Here is a 17304-nt window from a genome sequence, read left to right as displayed (position 1 = left end):
TTTTGCTACTTTTTTAGTTTTTTTCCTATTTTCCTTAAAAAAGAGAATTGCGCCTCAATAAAATCAAATAGCCACGGCATTTTTGCTTTTATGTCTGCAAAAGTGAATATAATCGGGCTTTGCATAATGCTTACAATTCTTTGGTCGTTTATCAAGTGGACTTTATTGAACTGAAATTTCGGGTCATCTATCATTTTTTTTATGTCGTCTGGAATTTTTCCTTCAGTTTTTATCCGTTTTTGAAGTTCCTTGTCCGCAAGTTTGTAATAAGGAATGTAGTTTTTTCCTGAAAATTCGCTGGAATAATAATGGATGATTTTTGCATTTTTTAGAAACGCCAATCCGCCGTGGCTTGGCTGACAGTTCCATTCTCCGTCCAGCAGCTGCATTTTTAATCCTGTTCTGTAATTAGCCTCGTTAAGCGCGCTCTGATCGTGAAAATCATGTTTTTGATACGCAGAATATTTCCACGCTTCGTTCCATGACTTAAAAAGATTTTTTGATTCCTCACATTTTCGGGCAAAAATAACTCCGCCGTTTATATTGCAATCCGCGGCTTCTGTTCCATGAAACCCGAGTTTTTTGTCGCGCACCAAAAAGTATTTTTTGTGGATATGCTCATTCAGCATTACGTGTCCGTCTAAAATTCCGGCTGTTTTGTACGGAATTTTTTCAATCTCTGAAAGGTCATCCGCAATTATTGTGTCGCAGTCGATGTACAAAAAATCATCATCAACATATTCTGGAATTGAAGTTTTTATTAGGCGCGAGCGTTCCACATTGGAAACTTTTTCATCAAACTGGACAGAAATTATTTTTGAAACATATTTTTTGATTTCTGCACGTTTTAGGAAATCTGAATTTATTGAATCTTCGGTTTTGTTGTCAACAAGAAGAACTACGTTTGCGTCCGGCATAAGATTCCGCAGAGAATAAGTTGACATCAAAGCCTGCTCGTAATATAAGTCATTTTTGCCGGAAACCAGAACATAGACGTAAGTCATAAAAACCTCATGAATTGGAATTTATAATATTATAGCATAAAAAGAGGGCAGTTCTACATTGATTTTGTGAATAAGCCGAGTTTTTTTTATTTTTTTCTGCCGCAAGAAAAATTATTTCGGTTTTATCATGATTTAAAAACTCTATACTTTTTTAACTGAAAGTTCTATACTTATTTTATGGCAAATATTTCTTTGGAAAATAAAACTGTTTTTGTTACCGGCGCGGCTGGATTTATTGGAAGTTTTTTGTGTAAGAATCTTTTGGAAAATGTTTCCAGCATAAAAATTGTAGGAATTGACTGCATAACTGACTATTACGATGTTTCTTTAAAGCAGGAACGGCTTGATATGCTTTCTGCGTTGAAAAAAGATTTTACATTTGTAAAAGGCGATATTGCGGACAAATCATTGATGGATTCGCTTTTTGAAAAATATAAGCCAGCTGTTGTTGTAAATCTTGCGGCTCAGGCTGGAGTTCGCTATTCAATTGATAATCCTGACGCATATATCCATTCAAATATGATAGGTTTTTACAATATCCTTGAATGTTGTCGGCACAATCCAGTTGAGCATCTGGTTTTTGCCTCTTCAAGCAGCGTTTATGGTTCAAACAAAAAAGTTCCATATTCAACAGAAGATAAGGTTGATAATCCAGTTTCACTGTATGCGGCAACAAAGAAAAGCAATGAGCTTTTTGCGCACGCATATTCAAAACTGTATAAAATTCCATGCACGGGCTTAAGATTTTTTACAGTTTATGGTCCTATGGGACGCCCTGATATGGCATATTTTAAATTTACAAACAAACTTGTAAAAGGCGAGCCGATTCAGATTTACAACAACGGTGATATGTACCGCGATTTTACTTTTGTTGACGATATTGTGAAAGGCGTTCGTGCAGTTATGCAAAAAACTCCAGAGGCTACAGACGACGGTGCATTCTACAAGATTTATAACATTGGAAACAGCAAGCCTGAAAGCCTTATGCGCTTTGTGGAAATCCTTGAAAATTGCCTTATAAAAGAAAATATAATTTCTGAACCAGGAAAAAAGGAACTTTTGCCAATGCAGCCAGGTGATGTTTACCAGACATTCGCAGATGTTACAGAACTTGAAAAAGACTTTGGCTTTAAACCTGCAACCACTTTGGAACAAGGCTTAGACGCATTCGCAAAGTGGTATAAAAATTATAAAAAATAGGAAATTTGATTTTTTTAGGCAAATTTAGGATTTTTTCTGGATTTGCCTATTTTTTAGCACAAAAGAAAATACTTAACTGTTCTATAATGCAAGCAAATTTATAGCATTGTGCTGGAGCATAACTCGAAGAGTTTGCGACAATTTAAATACGAAAGAACAGTCAAATACTTTAAAAACAAAAAAGATATCCATTTTCAGAATGCCCTTTCACTACAGAAACTAGCTATAATTAGCAGTTTTCTGCAAAGTATTTGATTGTGATAACCCACAATGCAAGCAAGTGCGTAGCATTGTGCCGGAGCATAACTCGAAGAGTTTGCGACAAATTAAATATGAAAGAACAATCAAATACTTTAAAAACAAAAAAGGACATCCATATTTCAGAATGCCCTTTCACTTCAAAAACTAGCTATAATTAGCAGTTTTCTGCAAAGTATTTGATTGTTCTTACCATCTGTGATGTGTAGCTGTTTTCATTGTCGTACCAAGAAACAACCTGTACTTCATAGAGGTCATCTGCAATCTTAGAAACCATTGTCTGTGTTGCATCGAACAAAGAACCAAATCTCATTCCGATTACGTCAGAAGAAACGATTTCGTCTTCGTTGTATCCGAAAGATTCTGTTGCAGCAGCTTTCATTGCAGCATTGATAGCTTCTTTTGTTACATCTTTGCCCTTAACTACAGCTGTAAGGATTGTTGTAGATCCTGTTGGAACTGGAACACGCTGAGCTGAACCAATCAATTTTCCGTTCAATTCAGGAATTACAAGGCCGATAGCCTTTGCAGCGCCTGTTGAGTTAGGAACGATATTCTGAGCACCTGCGCGTGAACGGCGGAGGTCACCTTTGCGCTGTGGACCGTCAAGAATCATCTGGTCGCCAGTGTAAGCGTGGATTGTAGACATGATTCCGCTCTGGATTGGAGCATAGTCGTTAAGAGCTTTAGCCATTGGAGCCAAGCAGTTTGTTGTACAAGAAGCAGCAGAAATGATGTTGTCGTTCTTTGTAAGAGTTTTGTGGTTTACATTGTAAACGATTGTCGGAAGGTCGTTTCCAGCAGGAGCTGAAATTACAACTTTCTTAGCACCAGCATCAATGTGAGCCTGTGATTTTGCCTTTGATACATAGAAACCTGTGCATTCAAGAACTACATCAACACCGATTTTTCCCCAAGGGAGATTTGCAGCGTTAGCTTCCTTGTAGATTGTGATTTTCTTTCCGTCTACAACGATAGCACCTGGTTCTTTTACAGTTTTTCCGTCTTCAGCAAGAACGTCATCAATGTGAGAAACTGTGTGTTTTCCTTCACCAATTTTTCCCATGAATCCACCCTGTGCTGTATCATATTTAAGAAGGTGAGCAAGCATTTTTGGGCTTGTAAGATCGTTGATAGCAACTACTTCATATCCGTCAGCTTCAAACATCTGGCGGAATGCAAGGCGACCAATGCGGCCGAAACCGTTAATAGCAACTTTAACCATGGTAAGTTAACTCCTTGAATAAATTATTCTATAATAACTATTTTATTCCTATTGCAGTTTATTGTCAATAAAGCGTTCTATGTTCTTTTTCAATGTATTTAAAACATTTTTTTTATCCGCGGACCAAAGCGGAGCAATCAGAATTTTTTTTGGACCATCGCCTGTTATTCTGTGGACTACGATTTCAGGTGGAAGAATTTTTAAGCACTCGCAGACAAATTCGCAGTATTCTTCAAGCTCAAAAAGTTTAAAAGGCTTTTCCTTGTATTCCTGCGCCATTTTTGTTCCTTCAAGAATGTGCAGAAGCTGAATTTTTATTCCGTTGAGCCTAGGATTCAAGTCGGAAAGATATTTTACAGTCTGAAGCATAAGTTCTTTTGACTCTCCCGGAAGTCCGAGAATTATATGCGCAATGACTTCGATTCCTGCTGATTTCAATTTGTAAAAACAGTTTTCGAATTCCTTTAACGTGTAGCCTCGATTTATTTTTTTTGCAGTTTGCTCATGGATTGTCTGAAGCCCCAGTTCAATCCAGACTGGTTTTACTTTATTCAGTTCACGGAGAAGTTCAAGAATTTCATCTGGAATGCAATCCGGGCGAGTTCCAATTGAAAGCGCGGCAATTTCCGGCCGGCTGATTGCGCCAAAGAAAATTTCTCTGAGTTTTTCTATTGTAATGTTTTTGTCTGTGTAAGTATTTGTGTAAGACTGAAAGTACGCAATGTATTTTCTTTTTTCAAACGGTATGCTTTTTGGAAACTTTGAGTCAACTCTTTTTTTTGCTTCTTCAATTTGAATTTCTATTGGAGCTGGTTTCGTCGCAAAATCTCCAGAACCTCCTTGTGAGCAGAATGTGCAGCCTCCAGTTCCTTTTGTTCCGTCGCGGTTTGGGCAAGTGCATCCAGTAGAAAGTGAAAGCTTGTAAACTTTGCATCCGAATTTTTCTTTTAAATATGAATTGAGTGTTCTGTAGCTCATTTTGATTTTTAGTTTCGTCCGTAAATTTTTTCAATTTGGCTTGTGTATTTTCCATCTTCGCCGTAAACGATTATGGGGCTTTCTATTTTTAAATAAGGCTTTGCGCATTTTTCAGATTCAATCATCACCATTGAAGCTTCTTTTTCTTTATTTGGAAAAACAAGTTTCATTCTTTTGGGCGCAAGTTTATATTTTTCAAGCAAGGAAAAAATTTGCGGCAGGCGAAAAGGCTTGTGAATCAGAAAAAATTTTCCGTGGGATTTCAAAAGGGCAGAGGAGGTTTTTATTACGTCTTCAAGCGTGCAGAAAATTTCATGGCGCGCAATGGAAAGGGGCGTGTCTTTGTTTGTGTTTCCGCTTGAAATTTCTATGTAGGGTGGATTTGAAACAACAGCGTCAAAAGAATTTTTTTGTAAAACTTTAAACGGCTCTTTTATGTCTGCGCAGAATATTTTGATTTTTTCTTGCAGGTTGTTTAACTCCACGCTTCGGCTTGCCATGTCTGCTGATTCTTCTTGAATTTCTATGCAGTCAAAATTTGCCTCTGGATTTTTTTCAGACATTAAAAGCGGAATTATTCCGGTTCCTGTTCCCAAATCACAAATTTTGCATTTTCCTTTTGTGCGCGCAAAGTCAGCTAAAAGAACTGCGTCAATTCCAAACCGAAATTCTTTTTTTCCTTGAATCAGTCTAAGAGTTTTTATATGGAGATTTTCTATTGTTTCGCCAGTTTTAAGATTCATTTTTTTGTTTTGCTGAAATTATAAAAATTGTATTTTTTGTTTTCCAGTTGAAAATATTTTTTTCCGCGGCCTGAATAAAAAGTTCTTTGAGTTTTTCGAATTTTTCCTTGCCCAGTTTGTCTTTTATAAATTTTCCGTAAGAAGAATTTTCTGCGTTAAACCAACGTTCGGTTTCTAGTGCGCTGATTTTTCGCTTTTCTAAAATAAATGTGGACTTGTAAAGACAAGAGAAATTATTTTGCTCAAAAATATTTTTTACAGTTTCTTCATTCCATGAAAAAATCGGGTTTGCAATATTTTCAAAAAAATCTTTTTCCGCCTGGTCAGATTCTTGCAAAAGTTTTTTTATTTCTTTAGTTTCAGTTTTATCTTTAAAAAGTGTTTCTTCAATCAGCTTTGTCAAATGCTGGCCAGAACAAGGAATTCTCTGGGAAATTACAACTTGCGCATTTTTTTCAAAGAAAGGAAAAAGTTCTTTTGTTCCGTTTTGAACTTCTTCTGTGCTGAAGGAAATGTCGCGCTTTATTTTTTCTGTTCCAAAAAATCCGTCGCTTAAAGAAACGCAAAGTTCTTCGATGTCATCTTTTGTGGAAAAAATATCACGGGCAAAAAATCTGTCAAATTCTATATCGCCAAAAACAGCAATCGAATTTCTTAACGTATCTTTTTTTATGCAGAGTTTTGGCTGGTCTAGTTCTTCAAGTGTTGAAGCATAGCGTGCCAAAGATTGCATTCCGTTTGGAGTTCTGCATATTCCGCATACTAAGCCCTCTGGAGTTTTTCGTATAAGGTCGAATAAAAGAAGCGCGTCATCTGCATTTGCAACAAGGCATCTGTGGAATCTTAAAATGCTGGCGGCATCTGTCATTGCGTTCCGTATTCCAAGCAAAGTCTGAGCCTTGTTTGTTTCAAGTCTTGCCCGCCAAAGTGATTCGCTTTTTTCAAGAGCAGAATTTTTTCTTGGATTTTCCGCAGTGTATGTAAGATTTTCTCCAGTTTTTTTTAAGCCGTGAAAATGTCCTGCTTCTTTCCACCAGTCAGAAACTGCGTTTATTTGCTCTGAATCTTTTTCTTCGCTATCTTCAAGAATTGACGCGATTTGTGCTTCCCTACGTGAAAGAATATCTTCTCTGATTTTTGCTTCGTAGCCTTGAGTTGATGGCGTGTAGAAAACTTTTCCAACAAGAGTGTCCGGCAAATATTGCTGGGCAACCCAGTGGTCTTTGTAAGCGTGCGGATAAAGGTAGCCAGCTCCGTGTCCGAATCCTTCCGCATCTCTTGAAGCGTCCCGCAAATGATTTGGAACATCAGCATCTTCTTTTTCAACAGAAGACAAGGCGTCGAAAAATGCCATTGAGGAATTTGACTTTGGCGTAGTTGCAAGATATAAAGCCGCATGTGTTAAAAAATATCTGCCTTCAGGAAGTCCTACTCTGTCAAAGGCAGCGGCGCAGCTTTCAACAATTGAAATTGCATTTGGATCTGCAAGCCCTGTATCTTCGCAAGCTGAAATAAGCATACGGCGAAAAATAAAATGCGGATCTTCTCCAGCTTTTACCATTCTTGCAAGCCAGTAGCAGGCGGCATCTGGATCTCGACCTCTTAGGCTTTTTATAAATGCGGAAATTATGTCGTAATGGTAATCTCCGTCGCGGTCGTAAAGAACAACTTTTTTTTGAATTGATTCTTCGCAGGCTTCTTTTGAAATGTAGATTGTGCTTCCAAAGCTTGGCGGCCATTTTTTTGGAGTTGTTTCAACTGCAAGTTCCAGCGCATTTAAAAGGCTTCTTGCGTCTCCGTTTGCAGTTTCGATTAAATGTTCCAGTGCGCCTTTTTCAAATTCAACATTCCATTTTCCATAGCCGCGTTCTGTGTCGGACAAAGTTTGTTTTGCGGCGTTGAGCAAATCTGTTTTTGTAAGCGGCTTGAGTTGAAAAACTCTGCTTCTTGAAACCAAAGCTTTGTTCACTTCAAAAAAAGGATTTTCTGTTGTCGCGCCTATTAAAATTATAGTTCCGTTTTCTACCCAGGGAAGAAGAGCGTCTTGCTGGCTTTTGTTCCAGCGGTGAACTTCGTCTACAAATAAAATTGTTTTTCTTTTATAAAGATTTTTTTGAGTTTCTGCATCGGAAATTGCTTTTCTAATATCTGCAACGCCCGTGAGAACTGCATTCAACGTAATGAAATTTGAACTTGTGTGGTTTGCAATTACGCGCGCAAGTGTTGTTTTGCCTGTTCCTGGAGGCCCGTAGAAAATAACAGATGTAAGCTGGTCTGCTGCAATCGCCCTTCTTAAAAGTCTTCCTTTGCCTACGATGTGCTCTTGCCCTATGTACTCGTCAAGAGTTCTGGGCCTCATTCTGGCAGCAAGAGGCTCGTGGGAATCTTTTAAGTTGGAAAAAAGCTCATCCATTTTTTCAGGCTAGTCTCCGTCGCGGTTCCATTCATCTTTTGCAGGATACCAAGCGTAAAGACCGGCATCATCCCAGGAATCTGAACTTGAGCGTATTGAGCCGTAAATAGTCGAAGCCGCGTACTCATCTGTTCCTAAAGTTGTGTTGTTAGAACCTTCACATTTATTCGGATTAAGAACAAAAACCATGAACACATATTCAGAAATTACAGAATTTCCGTTGCTTCTCATGCTTGAAGTGTCGCCATCTGGAATGCCAGTTGTTTCATTAATTTTAACCCTTGAAAGTCCGCTTGATGTTCCAAGAAGAATACAGTCTTTTGCAGCGGCAATAGAAAGAAGTCCGCCGGCATCAAGGTCAACAGACTGCTCTGTAGCATCTGAGGCTGTTATATAGTAAAGACTTGAGTTTGTGCTTACGTTGTTGCTTCTTGTATAAGTCTTTGTGTAATAAAGGCAGTTTGCGTTGGAAGACATTCCATAGTATTTTGAAAAATAAGTGCTGCCATTAAAGTAACATGCTGAAATTGCGTTCGTTGCATCAGATTCGCCGATAAAAGTTGGATTAGAAACTTCTGCAGGGGCAACGCTTCCGTTCAATTTGTAAAGTTTGTAAGCATTCCCGGATGTAGCTCTGATTCTTGCGTATGCTTCTCTATTTGCAATTGAAACTGAATTGTCTTCAGCTACAGAAAAATATTTATTGTCGAATATTACTTTTGCGTTTTCAAAAGAATAGTTTCCGCCGCTGATGTTTGCAACTTTTGTCCAGACAAGTCCGTTTGCAGGATCTGAATTTGTCGCGTAAATTGTCGCTGTCTTTGGCTCGTTTTCTCCGTCGTCATTTTCAACCCAGATGTAAGTCAGCGCGTAAAGATATTCACTGTCGGTTGCAAGAAAATATGTTGTGGCAGGAATTCCGTTGTCGCCTTTTTCTGAAGTAGGGGAAGTTGTGCTATTCCATTGCCCATTGTGAAGTCCTGTTTCGGATGAAGGCTTATTTGTCTTGTAAAAAATTTCTCCGTTGCAAGTTAAGATGTAGTTTTTGTAGTGAACGATTGAATGCATATCGCCTTGCAAGCCGCTTGAGTTCAGTTTTATTTCGTTGTTGATTGCGCCGTAAATGTCGTCGTGGCAGGAAGAAAATCCTACAAGACAGGCAAAAGCTGCGCAAAGAAAAATGCTGTTTATAATTGACTTTTTCATTTGTTTTCCTTTTGTAAAAATTAGAAATGGTATCTTGCCGTTACGCTGAATGTAAGAAACTGTCCTGCAAAGTTTTCTGCATTGTCATTGTACCAGGAAGAAAACTGCGGCATAAGAAGATACGAGGCTTCAAGTCCGAGCGACCAGCTTTCTGTAAGGCGGAACATTGCTCCTGCTTCCGGTTTTACAACAAGCCCCGGAAAGTAATTTTTTCCGCCGAAAGATTCCCATGCAAATCCAAGTCCGATTGTGAGTGGAAATTCAAATCTTCCTGCAACCGGCTGGTAGGTGAACGCTGCAATAAATGGAACATAGTTGAAAACGTGGCTTCCAATCGAAACATTGAATCCAAAGCTTACATCGAATCCGATTGCCATTTTTGAAGTTAAAAAGTAGTGGTAGCCTAAAGAACCAATTCCGCCGAGCTTTAGCTGCGAATCTCCTTTTATGGTGCTTTCAAAGTCTGGAAAATTCAACGGAAGGCAAAGACCAAGCGCAATTTTTATGTATTGGTCTCCCGGAAGATTCATTCCAAGATCAAAGCTGATGTCGTCTTCCGTGTATTCGTCTCCGTCATCACTGTCATCGCCTGAATTTTCATCCTGAGAGCTTTGCATAAAAGTTGTCTTTGGAAGCGCAGCCTGTGCCGATGAAATGTAAATTCCTATAATTCCTACGCTCAAAAGCGTAATTAAACGTTTCATAATTTTTCCTTTAACATAAAAGCAAATTCTTCTATGGTAATTTGTTCTGTTTTTTTATATTATGCTTAGGCAGTTTTCAAATGGATTTTTCCTTGAATATCGCCAAGCAATTATACTTGGTTTCAAGGATTTTATCAATCTAGCGACATTTGGATTTCTGCATATGCTTTATAAAAAAGAAAACAAAAAAATGGAAGGTTACAGATGAGCGCAAAAATTATAGACGGAAAAGCAATTGCCGCGGAAGTAAAAGCCGATGTTGCAAAAAAAGTTTCGGAGCTTAAGAAAAGCGGAGTTACGCCTTGCCTTGCTGTTATTCTTGTGGGAAACAATCCTGCGAGCGTAAGTTATGTTTCAGGGAAGAGAAAGGCCCTTGCCGAAGCCGGAATGGAAGATAGAAGCATAGAGCTTCCAGAGTCAACCACAGAGCAGGAGATTTTGTCCTTGATTCAAAAACTGAACGAAGACAAAACTGTGCACGGAATTCTTGTTCAGCTTCCGCTTCCTTCGCATATTGACGAAAAGAAAGTTACAAATTCAATCAGTCCAGAAAAAGACGTTGACGGTTTTCATCCAGTGAATGTGGGCAGGCTTGTTACCGGCGAAAAAGGATTTCTTCCTTGCACTCCAAACGGAATTACCGTTTTATTGAAGAAAATGAACATTGAGACAAGCGGAAAAAATGTCGTTGTCGTTGGACGCAGCAACATTGTTGGAAAGCCGATGGCTCTTTTGATGCTCAGAAAAGAATTCAATTCAACTGTTACAATTTGCCACACGGGAACAAAAAATCTTTCGGACTACACAAAAAAAGCTGACATTCTGATTGTGGCTTCCGGCCGTCCGAACACAGTTACCGCGGACATGATAAAAGAAGGCGCTGCAGTAATTGATGTGGGCGTAAACCGCATTCCCGATTCCACAAAGAAAAGCGGATTCAGGCTTTGCGGCGATGTTGATTTTGAAGGCGCAAAAGAAGTCGCGGGCTTTATAACTCCAGTTCCGGGCGGAGTTGGCCCTATGACAATCGCAATGCTCATTTTCAATACTTTGGAAAGCGCGGAAAATTTTAAGGCTCAAAATGATTGACATTCAGAATTCAAAAGACACACGCGAAATTCCCTTGCAGAAAGTTGGCGTTACGGACTTGAGCTATCCTGTTCAGGTTTTGGACAAGGCGGAAGGCTCTCAGAAAACGTGCGCAAAAGTGAATCTTTTTGTGAATCTGCCGCACAATTACAAGGGAACACATATGTCGCGTTTTATAGAAATTTTCCACCGCCACCGGGAAAATCTTGGAATGAAGCAGTTTCTTTTTATGCTTGAGGAAATCAGAAAAAGCCTCGATGCGGAGCGCGCGTTCGGCTCAATGGAATTTCCTTTCTTTATGAAAAAGCAGGCGCCAGTTTCCCATGCGGAAAGCATAATGTGCTATGAATGCACTTACGAGGGGGAGGTTAGTTCTGCTTCTAGCAGTTTCTTTATAAAAATTAAAATTCCTGTTACAACATTGTGTCCTTGCTCAAAGGCAATCAGCCAGTACGGTGCGCATAACCAGCGCGGAATTGTTACTGTAAAGCTAAAAAATTCAAGCCTGTTTTGGATTGAAGACGTGATTGAGGAAGTTGAAAAAAGTGCAAGCGGCGGACTTTACAGCATTTTAAAACGCCCGGACGAAAAGTTTGTTACCGAGCACGCTTACGAAAATCCTCGTTTTGTGGAAGATGTTGTGCGCGAAGTTTTCATTGCGCTTAAGAATTTTTCAAAAAGCGAAAAGCCTTTCAGCTGGTTCAGCGTGGAATGCAAGAATTTTGAAAGCATTCACAATCACAATGCCTACGCTTACACGGAATTTAGTGAAGCATAAAAAATGCCGGAACTGCATTGTCGCATCTCCGGCACAAGGGCTTTTGGTTTTAATGTTATTATGGGAAAACTTAAAACATTGTCATTATCGGGCTTGACCCTGCGATGTTTCTGAAAGAAACCCGTTTGATAATCATTTCAATGTTTTAGGCTTTTAGTTTATGAGCGTCTTTACGTCTACAACACCGTTTTTTCCGCCGAATCCGTCATCTGTTGTTGCCGGAGCGTTTTTGTCTGTCATCCAGTTTCCGTTTATGATGAACTTGTAAGTAAGGACGCTTTTTTCTGAAACAACTTTTCTGTATACAAAAGTGTCGCCTTCTTTTTTCATTGTCTTTGCGCCAGACTGCCAGTTTGTAAAGTCGCCTGCAAGAAGAACATTTTTTGCGCTCGGGTGTGAATATGAGAATGTAACTTCTACTTTTCCATTGTCGAGCTTTTTGCAAGCCACATCAGCGAAAACTGCCGCAGAAAACATTGCCATTGCGGCTGCCATTGCTAAGATTTTTTTCAATTGAAATTTCCTCCTTATTTTCAATCTATGCTTCGAATTTTATAATGACAAAAAGTCTGTGTCAAACAATTTGTAAAAATATTATGAAAACCGTTTTATTGTATACTTTTTATACTTAAAAATCATATTTTTGTTGTATTTTTGCTTTGGTAGAAATGCAATCAGGGCAAACGCATTATAAATAATTTAAGTAAAGTTTGCGCGAAGGAACGGTTTCTGGGGCAAAAACACTCTGATTGTTGCGACCGCATGAGCGGACAATTCTATAGTTACTTTGCAACAATCAGCGTGTAGCGCATTATTGCGCGATTTTGAACCAGGAAACCGTGTCTGAAAGGCAATTTTATGCTGAATACATTTATAATGCGTTTGCCCTGGAAATGCAATCTTTTTCAATTGTGCAATGACAGTTTATTCTTTATAATGAGCAGATGACTTATTTTTTTGAAACTTACGGCTGTGAGATGAACATTGCCGAAAGCGCTTCCGTTGAACAGATTTTAATTTCACGCGGCTGGAAAAAGGCTGAAAACGCTCAGCTTGCCGACCTTGTTGTAATAAACACTTGCTCTGTGCGCGGTTCCGCAGAAGAAAGAATATTCGGGCGGCTAGGATTTTTTTCAGGGCTAAAGAAAGTGCGTTCGTGCGCTCCCGACGCAAAAAAAAGAAACATGGAAATTGCCGCGGAATATGTGCAGAAAAACGGAGCGGTTCCTCTTACTTTGATTGTAATGGGCTGCATGGCTGAACGTCTTTTAAAGTCGCTTCAAAAGCAATGGCCTTGCGTTGACTATGTTGTGGGCACATTTGCAAAAAATAAATTCGGAGAGATAATCCAGGCGGTTGAGGAAGGCCAGAAATATATACAGACTGACGAAGAGCCTGTCTACGTTTTTGCGGAAACTTCGTATGAGGAAGGCGCGTTTTCAACCTTTGTTCCCATTATGCACGGCTGCAACAATTTCTGCTCGTACTGCATTGTTCCTTATGTGCGCGGCAGGGAAGTGAGCCGTCCTGTGGAACAGATTCTGCATGAGCTTGATGTGCTTGCCCGCCGCGGTGTAAAGGAAATAACGCTTTTGGGGCAGAACGTGAATTCTTACAAGGGCGCAGACGGAATGAATTTTCCGAACCTTTTAAAAACAATCTGCCGCCATTTGGAGCAAACAAATTCTCCTATTGAATGGATTCGGTTTGAATCAAGCAATCCCAAGGATTTTTCTGACGAGCTTATAGATGTGATTGCGGAAGAAAAGCGCATTTGCCGCGGACTTCACATTGCGGTTCAGCACGGCTCGAATTCAATTTTAAAAGCCATGAACCGCAAATATACACGCGAACAATATCTTTTGCTTGTTCAAAAACTGCGAGAGCGTATTCCGGAAATTCAGCTTACAACGGACATCATGCTTGGCTTCCCTGGAGAAACTGAAGAAGACTTTGAGCAGGCGGCTTCTCTTATGAAGGAAGTGGAATTTGAAAGCGCGTTTATGTACTATTATAATCCGCGTGAAGGAACTCCCGCCGCAAAAATGCAGAACCAGATTCCGCTTGAAGTAAAAAAAGAGCGTCTTCAGAAAATCATAGACATTCAGCTTGGAATTACAAGAAAAGTGATGGAAAAGCAGGTTGGAAAAAACATAAAGGTTCTTGCCGACATTATAAGCCGCGACAACGCCAATGAGCTTTTGGGCAAGACAGAGCAGAACGAGCGCATTGCATTTGAAGCTCCGGTTTCTCTAATCGGAAAATTTGTGCAAGTGCATATAGACAGTCTGAACGGAAACACATTTAAGGGCGGCCTTGTTCACTAGAAAATCGGCTCTTAATTGAAAATCAACTGAAAAACTGCTAGAATATGTGAGTTTTCAGATTTGATATGGAAACATAATCTTTAATTTAAATAGAGGCATTTTATGAAAAAAGCTGTTGTTTTGGCATTTGCATTGGCGGCTTGCATGGTTCTTCCTGTAAGCGCAAAGAAAAAGTCTGTTCAAATCAAAGGAATAGAAGATCTTGACGGAAAACGCATCGGCGTTCAGGGCGGCACAACTGGCGAAACTTATGTTCAGGAAAATTTGAAGAATGCAAAGCTTTCTTCTTTTAAATCTGGAATGGATGCTGCTCTTGACCTTATGAACGGCCAGATTGACGCTATTGTTCTTGACGAGCTTCCGGCAAAGCAGATTGTTTCCCGCAACAGCAAAAAACTCAAGATTGTGGACTCAAAGTTTGCGCAGGAAGAATATTCAATCGCTGTAAAAAAGGGCAACGCTTCCCTTTTGGAATCAATCAACAAGACCATTGCCGCTCTCAAGTCTAACGGCGGATACGAAGATTTGGTTAACGCCTTTATGCCTACTGACGGAGTTGTAAAAATTCCTAGCGACGAAGTTCTTTCTGGAAAAGTTGTAAAGCTTGGAACAAACGCCGCATTTCCTCCTTTTGAATATGTAGAAGGAACAAAAATTGTTGGCTTTGACATTACAATGGGACAGAAAATTGCAAAGGACTTGGGACAGTCTCTTGAAGTTGTTGATATGTCTTTTGACAGCCTGATTCCGGCTCTTTCTAGCGGAGCAATTGACTTTATTGCTGCCGGAATGAGCGTTACAGAAGAGCGCAAAAAGAACGTGGATTTTTCTGAGCCGTACTTTACTTCAAATCAGGTTATTATAGTCCGCAAGTAGTTTTTGGAGACGGCTGTGTTTGATTCAATTTACGATACGCTTATTTCCGGGCAGCGGTGGCTTTTGCTTCTGCAGGGACTGGGAGTTACAATTTATATCGCTATTGTCGCGATTATCCTCGGAACGATTTTGGGAGCAGTGTTCGCGCTGTTCAAGATTTCAAAGAATCCTGTTTTGAGGATAGTTGCGGAAATCTACACAACCGTTATCCGCGGAATACCTTTGGCAACCCAGCTCATGATTTTCTACTTTGTTGTTTTTGCTCCTCTTGGGCTTGACCGTGTGCTGGTTGCGACTCTTGCCTATGGAATAAATTCCGGGGCTTACTGCACAGAAATTTTCCGTGCTGGAATTCAAGGTGTGGATTCCGGGCAGATGGAGGCAGGTCGTTCTTTGGGGCTGAACTACTGGCAGACTCTTACAATGATAATTTTTCCGCAGGCTGCAAAAGCAGTTCTTCCTACTTACACAAGCGAATTCATTGTGCTTATAAAAGAAACTTCCGTGGCAAGCTTTATTGCTGTTATGGATCTTACAAAAGCCGGCGACATGATTCGCAATGCAACTTACAACGCCTGGATTCCGCTTCTTTCGTGCGCCCTTATATACCTTTGCCTTACGCTTGGGCTTACAAAGCTGTTTTCGATTCTTGAAAAAAGGATGGCAAAAAGTGATAGAGACTAAAGACTTGAAAATAAGCTTTGGAGAGCTGAAAGTTCTAAAAGGCATAACGCAGACAATAAAACAGGGCGAAAAAGTTGTAATAATAGGGCCTTCCGGCTCTGGAAAATCCACTTTTCTGCGCTGTCTTAATCTTCTTGAAACCCCAGATTCCGGCTCTATTCTTTTTGAAGGAAACGACATCACAAGCAAAAATGCGGATATAAATCTTGTGCGCCGCCAGATGGGAATGGTTTTTCAGCATTTTAATCTTTTTCCGCATCTTACGGTTCTAAAAAATATCACTCTTGCGCCGGTTAAGCTCAAGCTTCTTTCTCAAAATCAGGCGGATGAAAAAGCGATGGAACTTTTGGAGCGGATTGGACTTGCGGACAAAGCGAACGTTTATCCTTCAACTTTAAGCGGCGGCCAGAAGCAGAGAATTGCGATTGTGCGTTCCCTTGCAATGTCGCCAAAGGTCATGCTGTTTGACGAGCCTACCAGCGCGCTTGACCCGGAAATGGTCGGCGAAGTTCTTTCTGTTATGAAGGAACTTGCAAAAGGCGGAATGACAATGGTTGTTGTAACGCATGAAATGGGATTTGCCCGTGAAGTTGCTGACCGTGTTGTTTTTATGGAAGACGGAATCGTTGCGGAAGAAGGAACGCCGTCGCAGATTTTTGACTCTCCAAAGTCCGAGAGATTAAAGAAATTCCTTAACTGCATTTTATAAAAAACTTTCTATTAGACAGTGGCTGCATTTTGTGCGGCCATTTTTTTTGTAATTTAAATCAAAAAACTTGATTTCCGTCCGAATTTGAATCATAATATCTTTATAAGCACTGGAGGTTTTTTATGAGAAAATTTGGTTTTACTGCGCTGGTTTCTTTTTTGTTTTTGCTTGCTTCCTGCATGAATATGGGAGGCTCTTCTGGAGAAGACGGCGCAATCCGTGTTGCTCTTCCGGGAAGCGGTTCGCGCGGCGCATACACTCTTAGCAAGGAAAAGGCAAAGACATATAAAGTAGCCCTTTTATTGGACGGCGAAAACTTAAAAACTCAAACTTCCGAGACGGGGGGGGCGGACATAGTATTTGACGAGCTTGAGCCAGCCACTTACACAGTCCAAGTAGAAGCCTATGACACGAATGATGTTCTTCTTGCAAGAAAAAGCGAGACTATAAAAGTTACCGCCGGAGAAACTGCGGAATGCTCAATTGCCCTTAAGCTTTTTGCAAGCAGTATTCTGGACAGCGGATATATACTGTGGAAGTATGAAAGCTCTGTATACAATTTTTATAGAGAAGATTCTATAACGGAAAAAGATTCTGATATTTGTCATTTTTACGGAGAGCCTTTTGGTGCGGTGGAAGATTTGAAATCAAATTGGTATTGTGTAGGAAAAAGCAGCAATGACAATGGAACTGGAGTTTTGTATAGATACGATGCTGATTCTAAAAAGGAGCAAATTGCAGAAATTTCTGATTTTGGATATTACTTTACAGATCCTCTCTATTATGATCCTACTGAAGATGCATTATGGTTTGCTAGTTATAATAATGATATTCTTAGCCTTTCAAAGAATAAAAGTCCTTCATCAATTTCTTCTGTTAATAATATTAATGCAGTAAGCGGTATTGATTTTTCTGGAAAAATAGGATTGGCTTTTGCTGTTCAAGGTAGCAGTTTATATTTGGCTTATACAGATTTATCAAATTTCTATTTTCAATATGGAAAGATTTCTGGAGACGGTCCGTTTGTGTTTGAGCCAATAGGTTCTCCTAAGACAGTTTCAGACCTAGGCGTTTCCGGCGCGATTACTGATGTTGCAATTCTTTATGACG

At 39.8% G+C, this 17304-nt stretch carries 15 protein-coding genes and 1 pseudogene; 8 read left to right on the top strand and 8 right to left on the bottom strand.

All coding sequences use genetic code 11. From position 1 onward, the window contains the following. Window positions 1-5 precede the first annotated feature (5 nt). Complete coding sequence (locus Q0N70_RS00080; RefSeq protein WP_294011942.1) at window positions 6-1004, bottom strand: glycosyltransferase; 999 nt, start codon at window positions 1002-1004, stop codon at window positions 6-8. A gap of 177 nt (window positions 1005-1181) precedes the next feature. On the opposite strand from Q0N70_RS00080, the gene Q0N70_RS00075 reads away from it, so the two are divergent. Further along, a complete protein-coding gene (locus tag Q0N70_RS00075; RefSeq protein ID WP_294011939.1) occupies window positions 1182-2204 on the top strand; it encodes an NAD-dependent epimerase/dehydratase family protein in 1023 nt (340 codons plus the stop codon). A 415-nt stretch (window positions 2205-2619) separates the two neighbouring features. Here Q0N70_RS00075 and gap read toward each other — a convergent pair whose 3' ends face one another. From gap to Q0N70_RS00045, 6 genes are read right to left on the bottom strand one after another with little or no spacing between them, the layout of a single operon-like run. After that, window positions 2620-3687: a type I glyceraldehyde-3-phosphate dehydrogenase gene (gap, locus tag Q0N70_RS00070; RefSeq protein WP_294011936.1), complete on the bottom strand. Its 1068-nt coding sequence runs from the start codon at window positions 3685-3687 to the stop codon at window positions 2620-2622. A gap of 48 nt (window positions 3688-3735) precedes the next feature. Further along, the gene (locus Q0N70_RS00065; protein ID WP_294011933.1) at window positions 3736-4665 is read right to left on the bottom strand and encodes a TIGR01212 family radical SAM protein; all 930 of its coding nucleotides are present in this window, start codon (window positions 4663-4665) and stop codon (window positions 3736-3738) included. Between the two features lie 8 nt (window positions 4666-4673). Next, on the bottom strand, window positions 4674-5408 hold the full coding sequence (locus Q0N70_RS00060) for a tRNA1(Val) (adenine(37)-N6)-methyltransferase (RefSeq protein ID WP_294011930.1): 735 nt from the start codon (window positions 5406-5408) through the stop codon (window positions 4674-4676). Beyond that, window positions 5398-7821, bottom strand: coding sequence for an AAA family ATPase (locus Q0N70_RS00055; protein ID WP_294011927.1), 2424 nt, complete (start codon window positions 7819-7821; stop codon window positions 5398-5400). Before Q0N70_RS00055 ends, Q0N70_RS00060 begins: the two co-directional genes overlap by 11 nt. 9 nt (window positions 7822-7830) lie before the next feature. Then, window positions 7831-9027, bottom strand: a complete 1197-nt coding sequence (locus tag Q0N70_RS00050) for a hypothetical protein (protein ID WP_294011924.1) — start codon at window positions 9025-9027, stop codon at window positions 7831-7833. A gap of 20 nt (window positions 9028-9047) precedes the next feature. Then, the gene (locus tag Q0N70_RS00045) at window positions 9048-9731 is read right to left on the bottom strand and encodes a TP0733 family outer membrane beta-barrel protein (RefSeq protein WP_273353578.1); all 684 of its coding nucleotides are present in this window, start codon (window positions 9729-9731) and stop codon (window positions 9048-9050) included. 204 nt (window positions 9732-9935) lie between these two features. On the opposite strand from Q0N70_RS00045, the gene folD reads away from it, so the two are divergent. Beyond that, window positions 9936-10820, top strand: a complete 885-nt coding sequence (folD, locus tag Q0N70_RS00040) for a bifunctional methylenetetrahydrofolate dehydrogenase/methenyltetrahydrofolate cyclohydrolase FolD (RefSeq protein WP_294011919.1) — start codon at window positions 9936-9938, stop codon at window positions 10818-10820. Beyond that, window positions 10813-11598 carry a GTP cyclohydrolase FolE2 gene (gene folE2 / locus Q0N70_RS00035; RefSeq protein ID WP_013701703.1) on the top strand — a complete coding sequence of 262 codons (786 nt, stop codon included), beginning with the start codon at window positions 10813-10815 and terminating at the stop codon, window positions 11596-11598. The genes folD and folE2 overlap by 8 nt, the downstream gene beginning before the upstream one ends. Window positions 11599-11751: 153 nt before the next feature. Here folE2 and Q0N70_RS00030 read toward each other — a convergent pair whose 3' ends face one another. Continuing rightward, window positions 11752-12111 carry a glycogen-binding domain-containing protein gene (locus Q0N70_RS00030; protein WP_013701702.1) on the bottom strand — a complete coding sequence of 120 codons (360 nt, stop codon included), beginning with the start codon at window positions 12109-12111 and terminating at the stop codon, window positions 11752-11754. Window positions 12112-12542: 431 nt separating this feature from the next. Between Q0N70_RS00030 and miaB the strand changes: the two genes are divergently transcribed. The 5 genes and pseudogenes from miaB to Q0N70_RS00005 all read left to right on the top strand — a co-directional run. Then, entirely contained in the window at window positions 12543-13925 is a 1383-nt protein-coding gene (gene miaB, locus Q0N70_RS00025; protein WP_294011913.1) for a tRNA (N6-isopentenyl adenosine(37)-C2)-methylthiotransferase MiaB, read from the top strand. A gap of 102 nt (window positions 13926-14027) precedes the next feature. Next, on the top strand, window positions 14028-14801 hold the full coding sequence (locus Q0N70_RS00020; protein WP_294011910.1) for a transporter substrate-binding domain-containing protein: 774 nt from the start codon (window positions 14028-14030) through the stop codon (window positions 14799-14801). 15 nt (window positions 14802-14816) lie between these two features. After that, the gene (locus tag Q0N70_RS00015) at window positions 14817-15485 is read left to right on the top strand and encodes an amino acid ABC transporter permease (RefSeq protein WP_013701699.1); all 669 of its coding nucleotides are present in this window, start codon (window positions 14817-14819) and stop codon (window positions 15483-15485) included. Further along, window positions 15472-16194, top strand: coding sequence for an amino acid ABC transporter ATP-binding protein (locus tag Q0N70_RS00010; RefSeq protein ID WP_294011873.1), 723 nt, complete (start codon window positions 15472-15474; stop codon window positions 16192-16194). The genes Q0N70_RS00015 and Q0N70_RS00010 overlap by 14 nt, the downstream gene beginning before the upstream one ends. 122 nt (window positions 16195-16316) lie before the next feature. Next, window positions 16317-17304 (top strand): annotated as a pseudogene (locus Q0N70_RS00005) (hypothetical protein); the annotation flags it as partial.

The organism is uncultured Treponema sp. (assembly GCF_945873775.1).
Classification (GTDB): Bacteria; Spirochaetota; Spirochaetia; order Treponematales; family Treponemataceae; genus Treponema_D.
Note: the sequence above shows the minus strand (reverse complement) of the source record. Positions and strands in the feature narration are given on the sequence as shown.